Source organism: Paenibacillus sp. AK002 (assembly GCF_053903045.1).
In genome coordinates this window covers 2,001,528-2,017,706 of sequence record NZ_CP096377.1, presented here as the reverse complement: position 1 = coordinate 2,017,706, position 16,179 = coordinate 2,001,528, and the positions used below count along the sequence as shown (strand labels likewise).

The window sequence follows — 16,179 nt, the reverse complement described above, 5'->3', positions numbered from 1 at the left end:
TCGCGCAAACTGACCAGAGTAAATCAGAGCCGGTAACCGCCGGTCATCATAATGAACATGTCCAAAAATTTGGAAGACAGTGCATGTGCCGCATCGTACAGGGGTTTGATCGTATAATCCTGGAACACAGGCAACAGTATGATCAACAGGAAGAAAAGGATCGACCATTGCTCAAACTTCTGAATCCTCGCGCTAAGACGCGGCGGCAGCGCATTCTCCAGAATCCGGTAGCCGTCCAGCGGAGGCAGTGGAACCAGATTGAACAGGCATAGAAAGAAATTGAGCAATATAAAAATATTAAAGAACAAATGCACCGCTTGATCCGTCTTGGTTAATCCGACAGGAGGAATCATCCCTGTTTGATACAAAATGGCATAAATGAGCGCCCCCAGTATTCCCAAGAGAAGGTTGCTCAGCGGACCGACCGCAGCCACAATGATGCTCATGCGGCGCGGGTTGCTGAAGTTCTCCCGATTGACCGGCACCGGCCGTGCCCAGCCGAAACCTGCAATCAGCAGAAGAAGAATCCCCAGAAAATCGAAATGCACCGCCGGATTCAGCGTGACCCTGCCCAGCAGCTTGGCCGTCGGGTCTCCGAATTTATTGGCAAAATAGGCATGCGAGAACTCATGCACGGTAAATGCGATGATCAAAGCAATCAGGTAAAAAGGAAGCTGCTCCAACGGGTAAAATAGCAGTTGGTCCAAAAAATCCATAATCAGTTCTTCCTCGCCACGAATGCAACCCAATCATCCTCGCGGCAAATATCCGCAATTTCGAAACCGGAAGCAATCAATGCCTTCTCCACGATCTCTTCCTTGTTCTTGTAAATGCCCGAAGCGATATAAGCCCCTCCCGGCTGAAGAGCCTGGTATACGTCGTCCACGAACAGCAGAATAACCTCGGCCAAGATGTTTGCCACCACGATTTGTACCGGCAGCGTCACGCCCAGATCCGAGTCATCGGACGAATCCGTGAGTACGGAGAGCAGATCGCTTTCCTTCACCGTAATCCGGTCTTCCAGGCCGTTCAGGCGGGTGTTCTCCGTCGCGCTGGATACCGCGACCGGATCGAGGTCAAGAGCCAGAATTCGTGAAGCGCCCAGATGCGCTGCGCCGATGGAGAGTATGCCTGAGCCTGTCCCGACATCGATGACTTCCTCTCCGCCCTTGATCACCATCTCCAATGTACGCAAGCATAACGAAGTCGTCGGATGCGTTCCTGTGCCGAAGGCCATGCCCGGGTCCAGCTCGATGATGGACTCGTGCTCGGATTCCGGGGTGTACTCTTCCCACGTCGGTTTGATGGTCAGCCTGTCGGAGACGCGGATCGGTTTGAAATACTGCTTCCAGGCCGTAGCCCAATCATTCTCGTCCACCGTCTTCATCTCATACCGCACTTCGCCCGTTTCGATACCGAATTCCTTCAGCTCATTGACGCGCGGCGTTATTTCATCGCGGATCGCTTCCAGCGTCACCGTCTCGTCGAAGTAACCTTTGATGACGGCCTGGCCTTCAGGAATATCGTTAAACGGAACGATCTCGTCAAACCACTGTCCCAGAGAGGTGTCCCGCTTTTTGTTCGTAGTACCGGACTCCTCGATCGAAACGCCCCCGGCTCCCGCTTCATGCAGGAAATTCGTAATCATCTCCACGGCTTCCTCCGTGGTATGTATCGTTAATTCACGCCATAACATGTGCAATTGTTCCTCCTCTTTCATACGTAAGTATCATTGTACTATATTGAGGACCCCGGATACAAAGTTTGCACTAAAATACCATGAAAACTTTTCAAAGTCATTCATCAAATTCAAAAAAGCCCTGCTATAACCTCCATTAAAAGAAGGCAAGAGGGCTTTTCCACATTCCACATCGGTAGCGATTAATCTACATTTTTGCTGGTTTCATCCAAAATTTTCTTCAATTGGCGTTCATCCGCTGCCTCGCTTCTGCGAAGCGCTTCCACATCATCGTGATCGGCTTCCATAGCCGAAAACTCAACATCCTCCGCCTTGGCAGACTGCAGCGCAATCATCTTCTCGGTTTTGCTCGAGATCTTCCCTTTTTTTACGCGTCTCATCATGGGTGTTATTCTCCTTTCCGATATAAACACTCAGAGCGGCGACTGGAACCTTAAATCATGCCGCCGGATTCTTCGATTAACCGCATGGCTTGCGGGAAGACGCTTTCGTCCAGTACAACCGTCAGCAAAATATCCCGGCCTTCGGTTCCATCCTCACCGCCGGTGCTCATCCCGCTGGCCGATGGGTCCGCAGCTCCGAGAATTCCGGCCCCCGGCCCCGAAATATCCGCATTTAAGGTCATCGTTGTTAAGCTTGCGATGTTGCCTGTCAACGGATTCATCGGATTGTTGAGCTCCCCGCCGGGATCGGCGCTAAACCGGTCGATGGACATATCGGCAACGCGCAGCGACTGCAATTTGCGGGCCGCATGCCGGGCTTCTTCCGGACTTTTGAAATAAGCCAATATGTTTTTCTCTGCCACTTCATTCACCTGCATTTCCTATTCAAGATTGCATCTTCCGAGATGGAACTATCCTAGGTTGCTTCATTGTCAAACCTTTTATTCTTGAGCGATACGAACCTGTAAAGCAGTGGGATATCCCTGCTGCTTCTTCTGCCACAAACCAAAAAGCAGCAGGCCAAAGGTAGGGAAACCTTTAGAGCCTGCTGCTTTTTGCTATTTTGCTATGCTATGAGGGAATTACCCCTATCGTGGATTAATCACCGCGGAAAGCTTTTTTTACACGGTCAAAAAAGGACTGTTCCTGTTCATGGGTCTGTTCGCCATCAAGCGAAGCGAATTGACGAAGCAGCTCTTTCTGTTCATCGCTGAGCTTGCTTGGCGTAATGACCACAACCTTGACATGCTGGTCACCCTGTCCCATACCGCGCAGCCGCGGCACCCCTTTGCCTTTCAAGCGGAAGAAAGTCCCCGTCTGCGTGCCGGCCGGTATCTTCAGCTTCACTTTCTCGGTGAGCGTCGGAATCTCGATCTCGTCGCCAAGCGCGGCTTGGGCAAAGGTAAGCGGCACTTCGCAATAAATGTCGTCCCCTTCGCGTTCAAAGAAGTCATGCGGCTTCACGCGGATTACGATATACAGGTCGCCGGCCGGACCGCCGCGGAATCCGCCTTCGCCTTCGCCCGTCATGCGCAGCTGAGCTCCGTCATCCACGCCTGCAGGTACACGAACATGAATCTTGCGCTGTTTCTTCACCTTGCCGTTGCCGTTACAAGTCGAGCAGCGGTCTTTGATGATCTTCCCGGTTCCGTTACAGTTCGAGCAGGCGCGGCGGTTCACCATACGTCCAAACGGCGTATTTTGCACGACCTCCTGCTGCCCGCTGCCGTTACACACCGAGCAGGTATGCGGCTGCGTGCCCGGCTTCGCTCCTGAGCCGTGACATGTATCGCATGTCTCCGTTCTCGGAATGGTAATGTCCGTTTCCTTGCCGAATACGGCTTCCTTGAATTCAACCGTCATCGTGTATTGCAGATCGTTTCCCCGCTGAGGCGCGTTCGGATCACGGCGTCCATTGCCGCCAAAGAACATATCGAATATATCTCCAAAACCGCCGAAATCACCGGAGAAACCGCCTCCGCCCATGCCTTGGTTCGGATCTATATGACCGTACTGGTCATAACGCGCACGCTTCTGACCATCGCTCAATACATCGTAAGCCTCTTTCACTTCCTTGAATTTGGCTTCCGCGTCCGCCGCTTTGTTCACGTCCGGATGATACTGGCGGGCCATTTTGCGGTACGCCTTCTTGATCTCATCGTCCGATGCATCCTTGCCGACACCGAGCACCTCATAATAATCACGCTTATCAGCCACGGTTTCACCCCAATCTCTTTATTACTCTTTACATAAGGAAAGCCAAAGTGCGAAGATGCGCAGCTTTGACCTTCCCATACAATCTATTCAGATTAACCTTTGTTTTTATCTTCGTCAACAACCTCGTAATCTGCATCCACGACGTTGTCTTTCTTAGGAGCGCCGGACTCGGCACCTTCAGCACCTTGTTGTTCTTGTGCCGCTTGCTCATACAGCTTCACGGACAGCTGCTGTACGATTTGAGTAAGCTCCTCTACCGAAGCGTTAATCTCTTCCAGGTTATCGGATTCAAGCGCCTTCTTCACTTTGTCTTTCGCTTCGTTTGCTTTTTCCACTTCGGAAGCATCGACTTTGTCGCCCAGGTCCTTGAGTGTTTTCTCGGTCGTGTACACGAGTTGGTCGGCATTGTTGCGAGCCTCCACCAGCTCTTTGCGTTTACGGTCTTCTTCGGCATGAAGCTCAGCGTCTTTCATCATTTGTTCAACTTCAGCGTCGCTCAGGCCGCTGGAGGACGTGATGGTGATCTTCTGGCTCTTGCCTGTACCTTTATCCGTTGCGGACACGTTTACGATCCCGTTGGCATCGATATCGAAGGTAACTTCGATTTGCGGAACGCCGCGCGGTGCAGGAGGAATGTCTCCGAGCATGAAGCGTCCCAGCGTTTTGTTGCCGGCTGCCATTTCGCGCTCGCCTTGCAGCACGTGAATTTCCACGCTCGGCTGGTTATCCGCATAAGTGGAGAACACTTGGGATTTGCTTGTAGGAATCGTCGTGTTGCGGTCGATCATTTTGGTGAATACGCCGCCTGCGGTTTCGATACCGAGGGACAGCGGGGTCACGTCGAGCAATACGACGTCTTTAACGTCACCGGTCAATACGCCGGCTTGAACCGCTGCTCCAAGCGCAACCACTTCATCCGGGTTTACGCCTTTATGAGGCTCTTTGCCCGTCAATTTCTTGATCGCTTCCTGCACGGCAGGAATACGAGTGGAACCGCCGACAAGGACGATTTTATGAATATCGTTCGCTGTCAAGCCTGCATCGCTGAGCGCTTGACGAGTCGGTCCAAGCGTACGCTCTACAAGGGAAGCGGACAATTCTTCGAATTTGGCGCGAGTCAGGTTGATCTCAAGGTGCTGAGGAACGCCGTCTGCAACCGTGATGAACGGCAGCGAGATCGTTGTTGTCAGTACGCCGGACAATTCCTTTTTCGCTTTTTCCGCTGCGTCTTTCAAACGTTGAACGGCTGCTTTGTCTTTGCTCAGATCGATGCCTTGCTCTTTCTTGAATTCGGCTACCAGGTAGTCAATGATCACTTGGTCGAAGTCGTCGCCGCCCAGTTGGTTGTCCCCGCTGGTTGCTTTTACTTCGAAGAAGCCGTCGCCCAGTTCCAGAATGGAAACGTCGAATGTACCGCCGCCAAGGTCATATACCAGGATGGTTTGGTCTTCGGATTTCTCCATGCCGTAAGCCAATGCCGCAGCCGTCGGCTCGTTGACGATACGCAGAACTTCAAGGCCCGCGATTTTGCCGGCATCCTTGGTTGCCTGACGCTGGCTGTCATTAAAGTATGCGGGTACCGTAATAACTGCCTGAGTTACAGGCTGGCCCAGGTATGCTTCCGCATCGGATTTCAGCTTCTGCAGAATGATGGCGGAGATTTCTTGCGGCGTGTAGTCTTTGCCGTCGATGGATTCTTTGTGATTCGTACCCATATGGCGTTTAATGGAGATGATCGTGCGATCCGGGTTGGTGATCGCTTGACGTTTAGCTGTATCCCCAACGATGCGCTCGCCGTCTTTCTTAAATCCGACAACCGACGGGGTTGTGCGGGCACCCTCCGGATTCGGGATAACTACCGCTTCCCCACCCTCCATGACGGCTACGCAGGAGTTGGTTGTTCCTAAGTCGATACCAATAACTTTGCTCATGTAAAATTTTCCTCCTTATTCATTCATGCGAATCCCCGCATGACATTCATCATTTTTATATGATAAACGACTATCGAAAGTCGTTTACATGCTCACTTTAACCATGGCAGGTCTCAACACTTTATCTTTTAACATGTACCCTTTCTGCACTTCCTCAACCACGATGCCTTCCTCGTACTCATCGCTCTCCACCTGCATGATCGCTTGGTGGTACTCCGGATTGAACGGCTCGCCCACACTCTTCATTGCGCTCAAGCCTTCGGTAGCAAGAACGGATTCCAATTGACGGAAAATCATGCTGACGCCCTTGGAGAAGGATTCAAATTCCGGGTTCTCCTCGGATGCCTGGAGGGCACGCTCAAAGTTGTCGATGACGGGCAGAAGCTCCGTAATCAGTTTGGAGGAAGCATATTTGCCCAGATCCTCTTTCTCCTTCTGCGTGCGGCGGCGGAAATTATCGAAATCCGCCTGTACCCGCAGGGTACGCTGCTGCTGCTCCTGCAGCTCGGCCTGAAGCTTCTCAAGCTCGGCCGAACCTGCGGCTTCATCAGCCGATTCCGTTACGGGAATCTCCTGCTCTGGATTCACGGCCTCCTCCGAAGACCCGCTCTCACCCGTGTTTGGCGTGTTTTCCAAAGTTTCTTCGATCGTTTCTTCTGTAACTGTATCTTGAACAGCATCCTTGTGCTCATTATTCAAGACGCCTTCACCTCCTTCATATTCTAAACCAGACGGTCTATAACTCATCTATCTTAGCGTTATTCGCCTATTTCCTTCATCTTGATCACGTGATGAATCCGCAGCACGGCAGCCGCAACCTCACCGGCTGCCCGCAGGCCGTGAAGTTTGACCGGGGCCGGATCCAGCACGCCCAGCTCTTCATAGTCGACAACCCGCCCGCTGTCGCAGTCAATGCCCATGCAGTCGGAGTCGGCTCGGATTTGTGCGGCTCGGACCTCTTCCATCTTCTCAAGCGGATTATAACCGGCATTCAGAAGAATCTGCGACATCGGCTTTCGCAGCGCAGCGGAAACTGCCTCCATGCCGAAGGCTTCCATGCCTTTCTGGGCTTCCCGGATCCGTTCCAGTTCATAAGACACGGCCAGTTCGCTTGTCCCGCCGCCTGGAAGCACCCCGCCGGATACGGCAGCCTGCAGTGCCGAAGCGGCATCGCCCGCAATCCTGGCGGCCTCCCCTACCACTTCCGAAGTGCTTGCCCCGACGATCACCGTCACAATGCGGTCCTTGCTGCCGCAGGACAGGCGGATTTTTTCGATGCCTTCATCATAAGCGACGCGCGGGGTATGACCCAGAAGGGCCGCAAGCTCTTTCGAGTCTTTATGTAACGCCTTGCGGCGTATCGGTGTAGCTCCCGTCATGTCGCTTACCTTGCGAAGATCCGCACGCGATACGCGCGGTACCACCATCATCCCGTGATCCAGGCAAAACTGCTCCGCATCCGGATGAATGCCCTTTTCGAGCAGGATCAGTTTTACGGATAGTTCGGACAATCTGTCCAAATCCGACGCGAACACTTTTCGCAGATCCATATACTGCGCGAATCCGGCTTCGGTTGTAAGCGCCTCTTCGTCGATGTCGTCGGGCTCCAGGGAATCATACAGCACCAGCACTTTGGCATCGTCGTAGGACTTGGACTCCCTGGCGAAGATCGGCCGCTGCCGGAGCAGAACCCCCTCGAACACTTCATTCTCGGCATTCTCTAGGGCAATTATACTGTCTGCGAGCGAGTAGGAAGGATCCTGCAGACGGCCGATTCCGGCTTTTCGCGCGGCTTGCATAACCAGCTCCACGATGTCCTTCCGTTCACGCCCGGCGACATGCACCGTCCGTTCCAGCAGCGGATCATCCAATCCGCCGATCAGCCGGACGCGCTTCGACAAGAGCTGCATCGACTTCTCGATTCCCTGGCGCAGGCCCTCAACCACCTTGGAAGCGGGCACCCCGCGCGTGATGCGGGATACCCCTTCCTGCACGAGGGCGCCCGCGAGCACGGTTGCCGTTGTAGTGCCGTCGCCGATTTTCTCCTGCTGCGCCCGAGCCACCTGTATCAGAAGGCGCGCGGCGGGATGGGTGACATCCATTTTATCCAGAATCGTCACTCCGTCATTGGTGATGACCACTTCGCCGCGCGGGCCAACCAGCATGACGTCGAGCCCCTTGGGGCCAAGCGTGCCTTCTACGGCAGACGTAACTGCGCGGACGGCATTGCTGTTGTTCAGCAGCGTGGAATATCGCTCGTCTCCGTCCACTTGGCTATGTTGTCCTTGGCTCATCTGTCTCACTCCTTTATTTGTACCAGTGTGACAGCAGCTTCGTCAGGTCATGGGATAACACATTCAAGATGCCGATCACCCGTGCATATTCCATTCTTGTAGGACCGAGAATGCCGATCGAACCAAGCGCTTTGCCGTCGATCGAATACGTCGCAGTGATCAAACTGCAGTTCGAAATGGCCTCATGCGTATTCTCTGTGCCGATCTTCACTTGTACACCGTGCTCCCCGGGAGCAGGTGCCATGAGCTTCATCAGTGCGGGAGTCTGCTCAAGAAGCTCGAATATTTCCCTTACCTTATCAACATCCTTGAACTCCGGCTGGTTCAGCATGTGGGTCGTGCCGCTCAGATATACCCCCCGGTGATCCGGTTCGTTGTTGAGAGCGATATCCAGCATACTCATCAGATCCTCATAATGTGAAATATGCCGCTGCATTTCCTCGGCAATTTCCGAATACAAACGAGTCTTGAGTTTATATAGAGGCACATTGACCAGCTTCTTGTTCAGAAGATTTACCACTTGCTCCAGTTCCGTTACGGACACGCCCTGCGGAATCGAAACAACCTTGTTCTCGACTTGCCCTGTGCTGGTAACGATGATGGCCACCGCTTGATCCTCATGGAGAGGAAGAAGCTGGAAATGGCGCAAAGACGTATGAAAAACTTCCGGTCCCAGCAGGATGGAAGTGTAATTAGTCATTTGAGACAGAATGCCGGCTGTATGCTGTATCATCTGCTCCATCACGTTCAGCTTTTCTGCAAAAAATGATTTCATCATATGCAGTTCCGCAGGGTTCAAGGAAAACGACGACGTGAGATGATCAACATAATATCGATATCCTTTATGCGACGGTATTCGTCCGGCTGAAGTATGGGGCTGCTCCAGAAACCCGAGCTCCTCCAGATCAGCCATCTCGTTACGAATGGTTGCCGGGCTGTAGCCGACGTCCCCTCGCTTGGAAATGCTTCTTGAACCTACCGGCTCGGCAGAACGGATATAGTCATCCACAATGGCATTCAAAATCATGCGCTGACGATCTGTTAACATGTCGCTTCCCTCCTTGCTGACTGCTCATTTTCGCTTTCGTTAGCACTCATCGTCATCGAGTGCTAACCAATATAACAAAAATACCAAACCGACCTGAGGATTGTCAAGTCAGTTCAGTACTTTAAGAACAGCTATTTCGTCACAAGCATGCTGCTTCTTGCAGTGGATGCAGTCGGTCCATACCTTCTCCGGAAAAATCTCCTTCTCTACGACGGCAAAGCCGTTTTTGATGAAAAAGGATACCTCATACGTCAAGGCCATCACTTTCGGAAGCTCGCGGCGTTTCGCTTCTTCCAGAAGGCTATCCACCAGCATGGAGCCGATGCCTTGCCCTTTATATCCTTCCGAGATGCCGAGCGAACGGATCTCGACCAAATCGCTTCCCAGCTGACACAATGAACCGCAGCCAATGACGTGCCCTTCGGATTCAGCTACAACGAATTCTCCGATTTGTTTCTCCAGCACTTTTTTGGACCGGGGGAGCATAATCCCCTTCTCGGCATAACCCTGAATCATCTGATACAGCGGCTCGACATCCTCTAACTTTGCTTTTCTGCATACCGCCGACATGTTGTCCGTCTCCCCTTTACACGCTCCGTCATGTTATGAATAAATATACAACAGAGCGCATATAAGTTCAATAGATTAATTTGTCGTCAGGCTTCCTATGAATTCGCCAAACACATCGTTGCCAAACAAAATTCCTTTGCTGCTCAGCTTATACCCGTCTTCGGTGGCATCGAGTAGGCCCGCGCCTACCATTTTATTCAGCGGACCGGCAAAAACCTCCTCCATGGTGATCCCAAACTGCTCCCGGAAGCGGCTGCGCGAGACGCCGTCCAGCACGCGCAGCCCGACCATCAGGAAATCCTCCATCGCTTCTTCCCTAGATATCTCAAAGCTCTCCAATCTTGGAAGGCCTTTATTGGCTGCTTCATTATAGGGATTGACCCCTTTGATGTTCACATGGCGCTGACGGCCGACATATCCGTGCGCTCCCGCGCCTAGGCCGTAATAGTCTTCGTTGCGCCAATACGTCATATTATGCCGGCTCTCGAAGCCGGGTTTCGCAAAATTGCTGATTTCGTACTGTTTATATCCGGCAGCCTTCATCCGTTCCATTAAAAGAAGGTACATATTCAGCTCATCCTCCTCATCCGGAAGCGGAAGCTGGTTTCGTTGGTACATCGTATGGAACAGCGTATTCTCTTCAACCTTCAGGCTGTAGATTGAATAGTGCGGAAGTTCGAGCTCCAATGCTTTATCCACGCTTTCCGCAAGCATGTCCAAGGTTTGATTCGGGAGACCGAACATCAGATCGATGGACATGTTGTCAAAGCCTGCTCTTCTGGCGTTATCGAGACTCCGGTATACGTCATCCGTATCGTGAATTCTGCCGATGCCGGTCAGCAATGTGTTCTGGAAGGCCTGCACCCCGAAGCTGATCCGGTTCACCCCGCCTTGGCGCATGACGGACAGCTTCTCCAGATCCGTGGTGCCGGGATTCGCCTCCATTGAAAATTCGATGCTATCGGACCATTCCGGAAAATGGCGCTTCACGCTCTGCAAGAAGTATTCCATTTCGTTCGGCTTCAGTACGGTAGGAGTCCCGCCGCCTACAAAGATGCTTTTGATTCGTCCCGGCGGATTAGCCTGAACGGTCAGCTCCATTTCCTTATCCAGCGCTCGCAGATAATCCATTACCGGCTGATCCTTTAACACGTAGGAATTGAAGTCGCAGTAAAAACATTTATTGGTACAGAACGGAATGTGGATGTACACCGCTTCCGTCCGCTGATCGTTTGCCGTCATTCTTTTCTTGCCCCCTCATATACCGCTCTGGCATGACTTACTTTAAGTAACTTCTTGAAAGTTCCTTCTCTACTATAACGCTATGCCTCTTGGAATGAAAGAAAGGAAAGCCGAGAATCGGCTTTCCCATCATTTACATCGTGAAGGCTATACACGCAAGGAGCGGCTCTTTAACTCAAAGGCCTTCCCCTGCCATTGGCTTCCTAATTACTTGTCGTCGATTTTCAGAACGGCCATGAAGGCTTCCTGCGGCACTTCGACGCTGCCCACCTGCTTCATCCGCTTCTTACCTTCCTTCTGCTTCTCCAGAAGCTTCCGTTTACGGGAGATGTCGCCGCCGTAACATTTGGCAAGCACGTTCTTGCGCATCGCTTTAACCGTTTCGCGGGCCACAACCTTGGTACCGACCGATGCCTGAATTGGCACCTCGAACATTTGGCGAGGAATCAGCTCGCGCAGCTTCTCGCAAATCGCCCGGCCGCGGTGGTATGCGCGGTCCTTGTGCACGATAAAGGACAGGGCATCCACCTGCTCGGCATTAAGCAGAATGTCCATTTTGACCAGATTGGACCGGCGGTATCCGGACAGCTCATAGTCGAATGAAGCATATCCTTTGGTGCTCGATTTCAACTGATCGAAGAAATCGTACACGATTTCCGACAGCGGAATTTCATAGGTAATGGTGACGCGCGTCGTGTCCAGGTATTCCATGTTGACGAATTCGCCGCGTTTGTTTTGGCAAAGCTCCATGATCGCTCCGACATAATCATTCGGCACGATAATGGCTGCTTTAACATAAGGCTCTTCGACATAATCGACCTTGCCGACCTCAGGATAGTGGGAAGGGTTATCGATTTGAATCTGCTCTCCGTTCGTCTGCGTAATGCGGTAAATCACGCTCGGCGCGGTCGTAATCAGCGGTATGTTAAACTCGCGTTCGATCCGCTCCTGAATGACGTCCATGTGAAGGAGGCCCAGGAATCCGCAGCGGAAGCCGAATCCGAGCGCGCTGGACGTCTCCGGCTCAAAGCTGAGCGATGCATCGTTCAGCTGCAGCTTCTCGAGCGCCTCGCGCAGATCGTTGTAGTCCGATGTTTCGATTGGATACAATCCGCAGAACACCATCGGATTGATTTTGCGGTAACCCGGGAGCGGCTCGGCCGTCGGACGCTTGGCATCCGTTACCGTATCCCCGACCTGCGTATCGCCAACGCTCTTGATGCCCGCCACGATGAAACCGACATCGCCGACGTTAAGCTCGTCCACGATGGACATGCGCGGCTTAAAGGCACCCACCTCGATCACCTCGAAGGTTTTGCCGGTGGCCATCATCTTGATCTTGGAACCGGCCTTGATGCTGCCGTCAATGACGCGGACATATACGATGACGCCCTTGTAAGGATCATAATGGGAGTCGAAAATCAGCGCTTTCAGCGGATCTTCGGAATTGCCCGTTGGCGCAGGCACTTTCTGAACCACCTGCTCCAGGATCTCCTTGATTCCGATGCCCGCTTTCGCGGAAGCCAAAACGGCATCGCTGGCATCGAGCCCGATCACATCCTCGACCTCCTGCTTCACCCGTTCGGGATCGGCGCTCGGCAGGTCGATTTTGTTAATGACAGGCAAAATTTCAAGATTGTTATCCAATGCCAGATATACGTTGGCCAATGTCTGCGCTTCGATTCCCTGCGCGGCATCCACAACGAGCAGCGCGCCTTCGCAAGCGGCCAGGCTTCGGGATACCTCATACGTGAAGTCGACGTGTCCCGGAGTATCGATCAGGTTCAATATATACTCCTCGCCGTCATCGGCTTTGTAGTTCAGGCGAACCGCCTGCAGCTTGATGGTAATTCCGCGCTCTCGCTCCAGATCCATCTGATCCAGTACCTGCTCCTGCATTTCACGCGAAGTTAATGCGCCCGTAAATTCCAAAATACGGTCGGCAAGCGTCGATTTCCCATGGTCTATATGTGCAATGATACAGAAATTACGAATTTTTTGTTGTCTTACTTGTACGTCTGTCATGCCTAACCCCCAACAACCACCAGATGTTTGAATCAACTTATTATACCAGTTGAGGGGATGCACAGCAATGCTGAGAATAAAGGCGAAATTTATTCCGTAATCGATCCGAACATCGACACGACCCAGCGGATGCTTTGGTCAGAGAGCTGCTGAAGCAGTCCGGCCGTTTTGTCGGCAAGCACATCGGCAGGCGGTTGGGAGCGTTCGGGGAGCAGAATGTCGCTGGGCGACGGCTCGTATTCGGGCACAGCCGTCTTACGGGCGTCTGGTTCCTGTTCGACGGATTCAGGGGTGGGAGGATGCTTGCGCGTCCCTCCCCATCCATTCCCCTGAGACGTTCCGCCTTGAGGATCCTGAACTTGGCCTTGCACCACGGTCTGCGTTCCCCCGGTACCGTCGGCCGGCACCGGCCCTTTGGCCCCTCCAAGCTGCATGCCGACCAATATGCCGATGCCTGTCCATATGATAAGCGCCACAAACCGTTTTCCCAATCTCGACATCATAAGCCCCTCCTTGATTTACCCCTTCATTCCTGCTCCGTTATGACCCCTTACCTTCAACCTGCTTTGGACGCTTTATCCTCCGCACCTTTTTCGCTGCCGTCCTTGGCTGCTGAAGCCGACTGCTTCTTCGCTGGATCACTCTCTTTTTTCACGCTGGCCTTCTCGGCTTCTTGTTCCTGCCAGTACACGTCGGCGATGATGTCGGCCAGCGCCTCGGCCGTTCGCTGCAATTCTTCCTTCGTATTGTCGATGCCGCCGATTTCGATCAGGATGCTGTTCGGAGACAAGGATTGGTTGTACTCTCCGTTCCCTTGGTCCGCCGATTTGCCCCACACGCCCCGGGAAACGCCGGGATAGGACTTCTCCAGCTTGGCATTGATTTTGCTTGCAAACGCCTCGTTCTGTCTCCAGTTCTCGTTCGCATGTCCGATGATGAAGTACACCTTGGCGTAATTGACGCCGTTTACGGTAGCCGTCGTTTTGTTGTAGCGCTGCGAATCCCGGTGGATATCGATCAGATAGTTGATGCCGTCGTTCTGGGACATGGCCTCCATGGCCATCTGGCGCGAGTATTTATAAGAATAGTTATAGTTATATCCTTCCACGGTAGATTGATAGTCGCTCTTGTCGTGAAGGGTGCCGATTCCGTTGGCTTCAAGCCTTTTGCTCAGGAAGCTGCCCACCAGCATGACGTTCTTGGTCGGGGATGTCGCCCCCGGATTATCGGATGGATGCGAGAGCAGCGGGTTATACGCTTCCTGCGGGTGGGAATGATAGATGAGGACGGATTTCTTCCCGTTCGTTGTCTTTCCGTCCTTGGAGGTGCTTCCGGGTTCATTCTTGCTGCCGGGCTCGTCCTTCGCGCCCTGATCCGGAGCATCCTCGCCCTTTCCTTCATTGCCGCTGTTCCCTTGTTCGCCTTGCGTCGGCTCTTCCCCGGTCTCGGCGGGCTCTCCCTCTGCCTGCCCTTCCGCCGGGTCCGGCCGGTAATCGGCCGGCGCCTCGCCATCCTCGTTACCGGAGCCGTGCGATAGCTGAACCGGTTGATTAGCCTTCATGCCGGGAAGCTCTCCCGCAAGGAGGCTCTTCGGATCCTTCGGGTTTACGCTCGTCAGGAGCTCAAAGACGAACGTGGACATTTTCTCGCCGGAGAAGCTCGAGGTCTCTTTGGAAGCCGTCATATGCGGCATCTCCATGCCGATCATATCGATGAAAAAATGGCTGGATAACGAAGCGGCCAATCCTTTCATCGACGACACGGGCGAGGAATTCATCCGCTGTTCCGCCATTCCCCCGAGCCCTAGCAAAATAAAAAATATAAGAGAGCCTAGCATCAGTATAATTAACGTTCGCCCCATGCTCAGACCTTCCATGACCTTCCGTTTCATTCTGGCAATATTCCAGATGCGGAACTTGCGATTGTTCATAGCGATGTCCTCCTCGGTTCGCCGGGAGATGCCGACCTCATCCAGCCGTTCCCGCGACTCTGTAATCTCTTATACTTCAAATCTATGAACCGGGGAGATTCGATAGAACTAGATCCTGGAAAAATATAAAAGCTCCGATAGATTCGGAGCTTTTACTATGGGTCAGTGGGTATACGCGCCTACATTGCCGGGATCCACGGCTTCATGGAGCGCCGCGTTCAGGCCGGTCGCCACGATGTTGGCGATATCTTCTATAAATTCGTCAATCTCCTTAGGCGTTACGATAAGGTCATGGCCCAGCGGCTCCAGAACCTCCTTCACCAGGGCGAGGCGCTCGCCTTCGGGGATATCGTGCAGCATTCCCATAATCTTGCCCGTCTCCGGCGCGCCTTCCCCGAAGTGGGATTTCATCAGCTCTATCGCATTATTGACGATGGTGGAAGCGTAGCAGACGGTCGGAACGCCGATCGCAATACACGGCACCCCAAGAATTTCTTGGGTCAACCCTTTGCGCTTGTTGCCAACGCCGGAGCCGGGATGGATGCCGATATCCGCGATCTGAATGGTCGTATTCACACGCTCCAGCGAACGAGAAGCCAAGGCGTCGATGGCGATGATCAGATCGGGACGGATTTGTTCCACGATCCCTTGGACCGTTTCGCTCGACTCAATCCCTGTCAGGCCGAGAACGCCCGGCGCTACGGCACTGACCTGACGGTAGCCTGGCGCCACCCGATCCGGCATGAGCTCGAAATACTGGCGGGTCACCATCACGTTCTCCACCACGAGCGGTCCCAGCGAATCCGGCGTCACGTTCCAATTGCCGAGCCCGACAATGAGCACGCTTGCCTTGGGTCCAATCCCGATCCGGGACATGAACGCTTCAAACTCGCGGGCGAAGACAACGGACACCTGATCCTGAAGCCCCGTATCGCCCTTGCGAAGATCGGGTACCTCCAACGTGACGTAATGCCCCTTCACCCTTCCGATCTGCTGAGAGGCAGCATCGTTCTCCACATCCAGCCTTGTAATCTTGATTCCGTCCTCCTGCACCACATCCTCCATAACCCCGGGAATGGGCGCGCTTCCTGTGCCTCCAGCCAGTTCTCTTGATTCCACGGCCAGATCCGTTCGGACCGAGTATTTTTGCAGATCCAGATCCATCTAAATTCACACTCCTCCTCATATTGTTAGTAGTGTGCGAGAGTATGGGAGAGATTATGCAGAAGTCCGAATGAGTATTGCTTTTTGTCCACCCCCATGCTAAAATATTTTAAGTTG

Annotated in this window: 15 protein-coding genes; all 15 read right to left on the bottom strand. The window is 53.1% G+C overall.

The genetic code is table 11. From position 1 onward, the window contains the following. Positions 1 to 23 precede the first annotated feature (23 nt). On the bottom strand, positions 24 to 716 hold the full coding sequence (locus M1D70_RS08640) for a site-2 protease family protein (RefSeq protein WP_009590815.1): 693 nt from the start codon (positions 714 to 716) through the stop codon (positions 24 to 26). A gap of 2 nt (positions 717 to 718) precedes the next feature. After that, positions 719 to 1,696: a 50S ribosomal protein L11 methyltransferase gene (prmA, locus tag M1D70_RS08635; RefSeq protein ID WP_009590801.1), complete on the bottom strand. Its 978-nt coding sequence runs from the start codon at positions 1,694 to 1,696 to the stop codon at positions 719 to 721. A gap of 185 nt (positions 1,697 to 1,881) precedes the next feature. Beyond that, positions 1,882 to 2,082 (bottom strand): YfhD family protein, encoded by a 201-nt coding sequence (locus tag M1D70_RS08630; protein ID WP_009590798.1) that lies wholly within the window; start codon positions 2,080 to 2,082, stop codon positions 1,882 to 1,884. 50 nt (positions 2,083 to 2,132) lie between these two features. After that, complete coding sequence (locus M1D70_RS08625) at positions 2,133 to 2,504, bottom strand: hypothetical protein (RefSeq protein WP_036666185.1); 372 nt, start codon at positions 2,502 to 2,504, stop codon at positions 2,133 to 2,135. Positions 2,505 to 2,739: 235 nt separating this feature from the next. Next, positions 2,740 to 3,858, bottom strand: coding sequence for a molecular chaperone DnaJ (gene dnaJ, locus M1D70_RS08620; protein ID WP_009590783.1), 1,119 nt, complete (start codon positions 3,856 to 3,858; stop codon positions 2,740 to 2,742). Positions 3,859 to 3,950: 92 nt separating this feature from the next. Further along, a complete protein-coding gene (gene dnaK, locus M1D70_RS08615) occupies positions 3,951 to 5,789 on the bottom strand; it encodes a molecular chaperone DnaK (protein ID WP_009590812.1) in 1,839 nt (612 codons plus the stop codon). A gap of 84 nt (positions 5,790 to 5,873) precedes the next feature. After that, complete coding sequence (gene grpE, locus M1D70_RS08610) at positions 5,874 to 6,488, bottom strand: nucleotide exchange factor GrpE (protein WP_009590786.1); 615 nt, start codon at positions 6,486 to 6,488, stop codon at positions 5,874 to 5,876. A gap of 59 nt (positions 6,489 to 6,547) precedes the next feature. Beyond that, positions 6,548 to 8,083, bottom strand: a complete 1,536-nt coding sequence (locus M1D70_RS08605) for a TCP-1/cpn60 chaperonin family protein (protein WP_456289642.1) — start codon at positions 8,081 to 8,083, stop codon at positions 6,548 to 6,550. Positions 8,084 to 8,096: 13 nt separating this feature from the next. Next, complete coding sequence (gene hrcA / locus M1D70_RS08600) at positions 8,097 to 9,131, bottom strand: heat-inducible transcriptional repressor HrcA (protein WP_009590782.1); 1,035 nt, start codon at positions 9,129 to 9,131, stop codon at positions 8,097 to 8,099. Positions 9,132 to 9,239: 108 nt separating this feature from the next. Beyond that, entirely contained in the window at positions 9,240 to 9,701 is a 462-nt protein-coding gene (locus M1D70_RS08595) for an N-acetyltransferase (protein ID WP_009590796.1), read from the bottom strand. Between the two features lie 75 nt (positions 9,702 to 9,776). Next, the gene (hemW, locus tag M1D70_RS08590; protein WP_009590817.1) at positions 9,777 to 10,943 is read right to left on the bottom strand and encodes a radical SAM family heme chaperone HemW; all 1,167 of its coding nucleotides are present in this window, start codon (positions 10,941 to 10,943) and stop codon (positions 9,777 to 9,779) included. Positions 10,944 to 11,150: 207 nt separating this feature from the next. Further along, positions 11,151 to 12,968, bottom strand: a complete 1,818-nt coding sequence (gene lepA, locus M1D70_RS08585; RefSeq protein WP_009590787.1) for a translation elongation factor 4 — start codon at positions 12,966 to 12,968, stop codon at positions 11,151 to 11,153. Positions 12,969 to 13,057: 89 nt separating this feature from the next. After that, positions 13,058 to 13,471, bottom strand: coding sequence for a hypothetical protein (locus M1D70_RS08580; RefSeq protein WP_433939015.1), 414 nt, complete (start codon positions 13,469 to 13,471; stop codon positions 13,058 to 13,060). Between the two features lie 53 nt (positions 13,472 to 13,524). After that, the gene (locus M1D70_RS08575; RefSeq protein WP_456289641.1) at positions 13,525 to 14,898 is read right to left on the bottom strand and encodes a stage II sporulation protein P; all 1,374 of its coding nucleotides are present in this window, start codon (positions 14,896 to 14,898) and stop codon (positions 13,525 to 13,527) included. Positions 14,899 to 15,060: 162 nt separating this feature from the next. Continuing rightward, positions 15,061 to 16,062, bottom strand: a complete 1,002-nt coding sequence (gpr, locus tag M1D70_RS08570; RefSeq protein ID WP_009590794.1) for a GPR endopeptidase — start codon at positions 16,060 to 16,062, stop codon at positions 15,061 to 15,063. Positions 16,063 to 16,179: the final 117 nt, after the last annotated feature.

What these genes read in the sequence shown, in the direction of transcription:
- M1D70_RS08575 (WP_456289641.1), bottom strand. Translation starts at nt 14,898, where the DNA reads ATGAACAATCGCAAGTTCCGCATCTGGAATATTGCCAGAATGAAACGG.
- M1D70_RS08605 (WP_456289642.1), bottom strand. Translation starts at nt 8,083, where the DNA reads ATGAGCCAAGGACAACATAGCCAAGTGGACGGAGACGAGCGATATTCC.
- gpr (WP_009590794.1), bottom strand. Translation starts at nt 16,062, where the DNA reads ATGGATCTGGATCTGCAAAAATACTCGGTCCGAACGGATCTGGCCGTG.
- M1D70_RS08640 (WP_009590815.1), bottom strand. Translation starts at nt 716, where the DNA reads ATGGATTTTTTGGACCAACTGCTATTTTACCCGTTGGAGCAGCTTCCT.
- M1D70_RS08580 (WP_433939015.1), bottom strand. Translation starts at nt 13,471, where the DNA reads ATGATGTCGAGATTGGGAAAACGGTTTGTGGCGCTTATCATATGGACA.
- M1D70_RS08630 (WP_009590798.1), bottom strand. Translation starts at nt 2,082, where the DNA reads ATGATGAGACGCGTAAAAAAAGGGAAGATCTCGAGCAAAACCGAGAAG.
- hrcA (WP_009590782.1), bottom strand. Translation starts at nt 9,131, where the DNA reads ATGTTAACAGATCGTCAGCGCATGATTTTGAATGCCATTGTGGATGAC.
- lepA (WP_009590787.1), bottom strand. Translation starts at nt 12,968, where the DNA reads ATGACAGACGTACAAGTAAGACAACAAAAAATTCGTAATTTCTGTATC.
- dnaK (WP_009590812.1), bottom strand. Translation starts at nt 5,789, where the DNA reads ATGAGCAAAGTTATTGGTATCGACTTAGGAACAACCAACTCCTGCGTA.
- prmA (WP_009590801.1), bottom strand. Translation starts at nt 1,696, where the DNA reads ATGTTATGGCGTGAATTAACGATACATACCACGGAGGAAGCCGTGGAG.
- M1D70_RS08595 (WP_009590796.1), bottom strand. Translation starts at nt 9,701, where the DNA reads ATGTCGGCGGTATGCAGAAAAGCAAAGTTAGAGGATGTCGAGCCGCTG.
- hemW (WP_009590817.1), bottom strand. Translation starts at nt 10,943, where the DNA reads ATGACGGCAAACGATCAGCGGACGGAAGCGGTGTACATCCACATTCCG.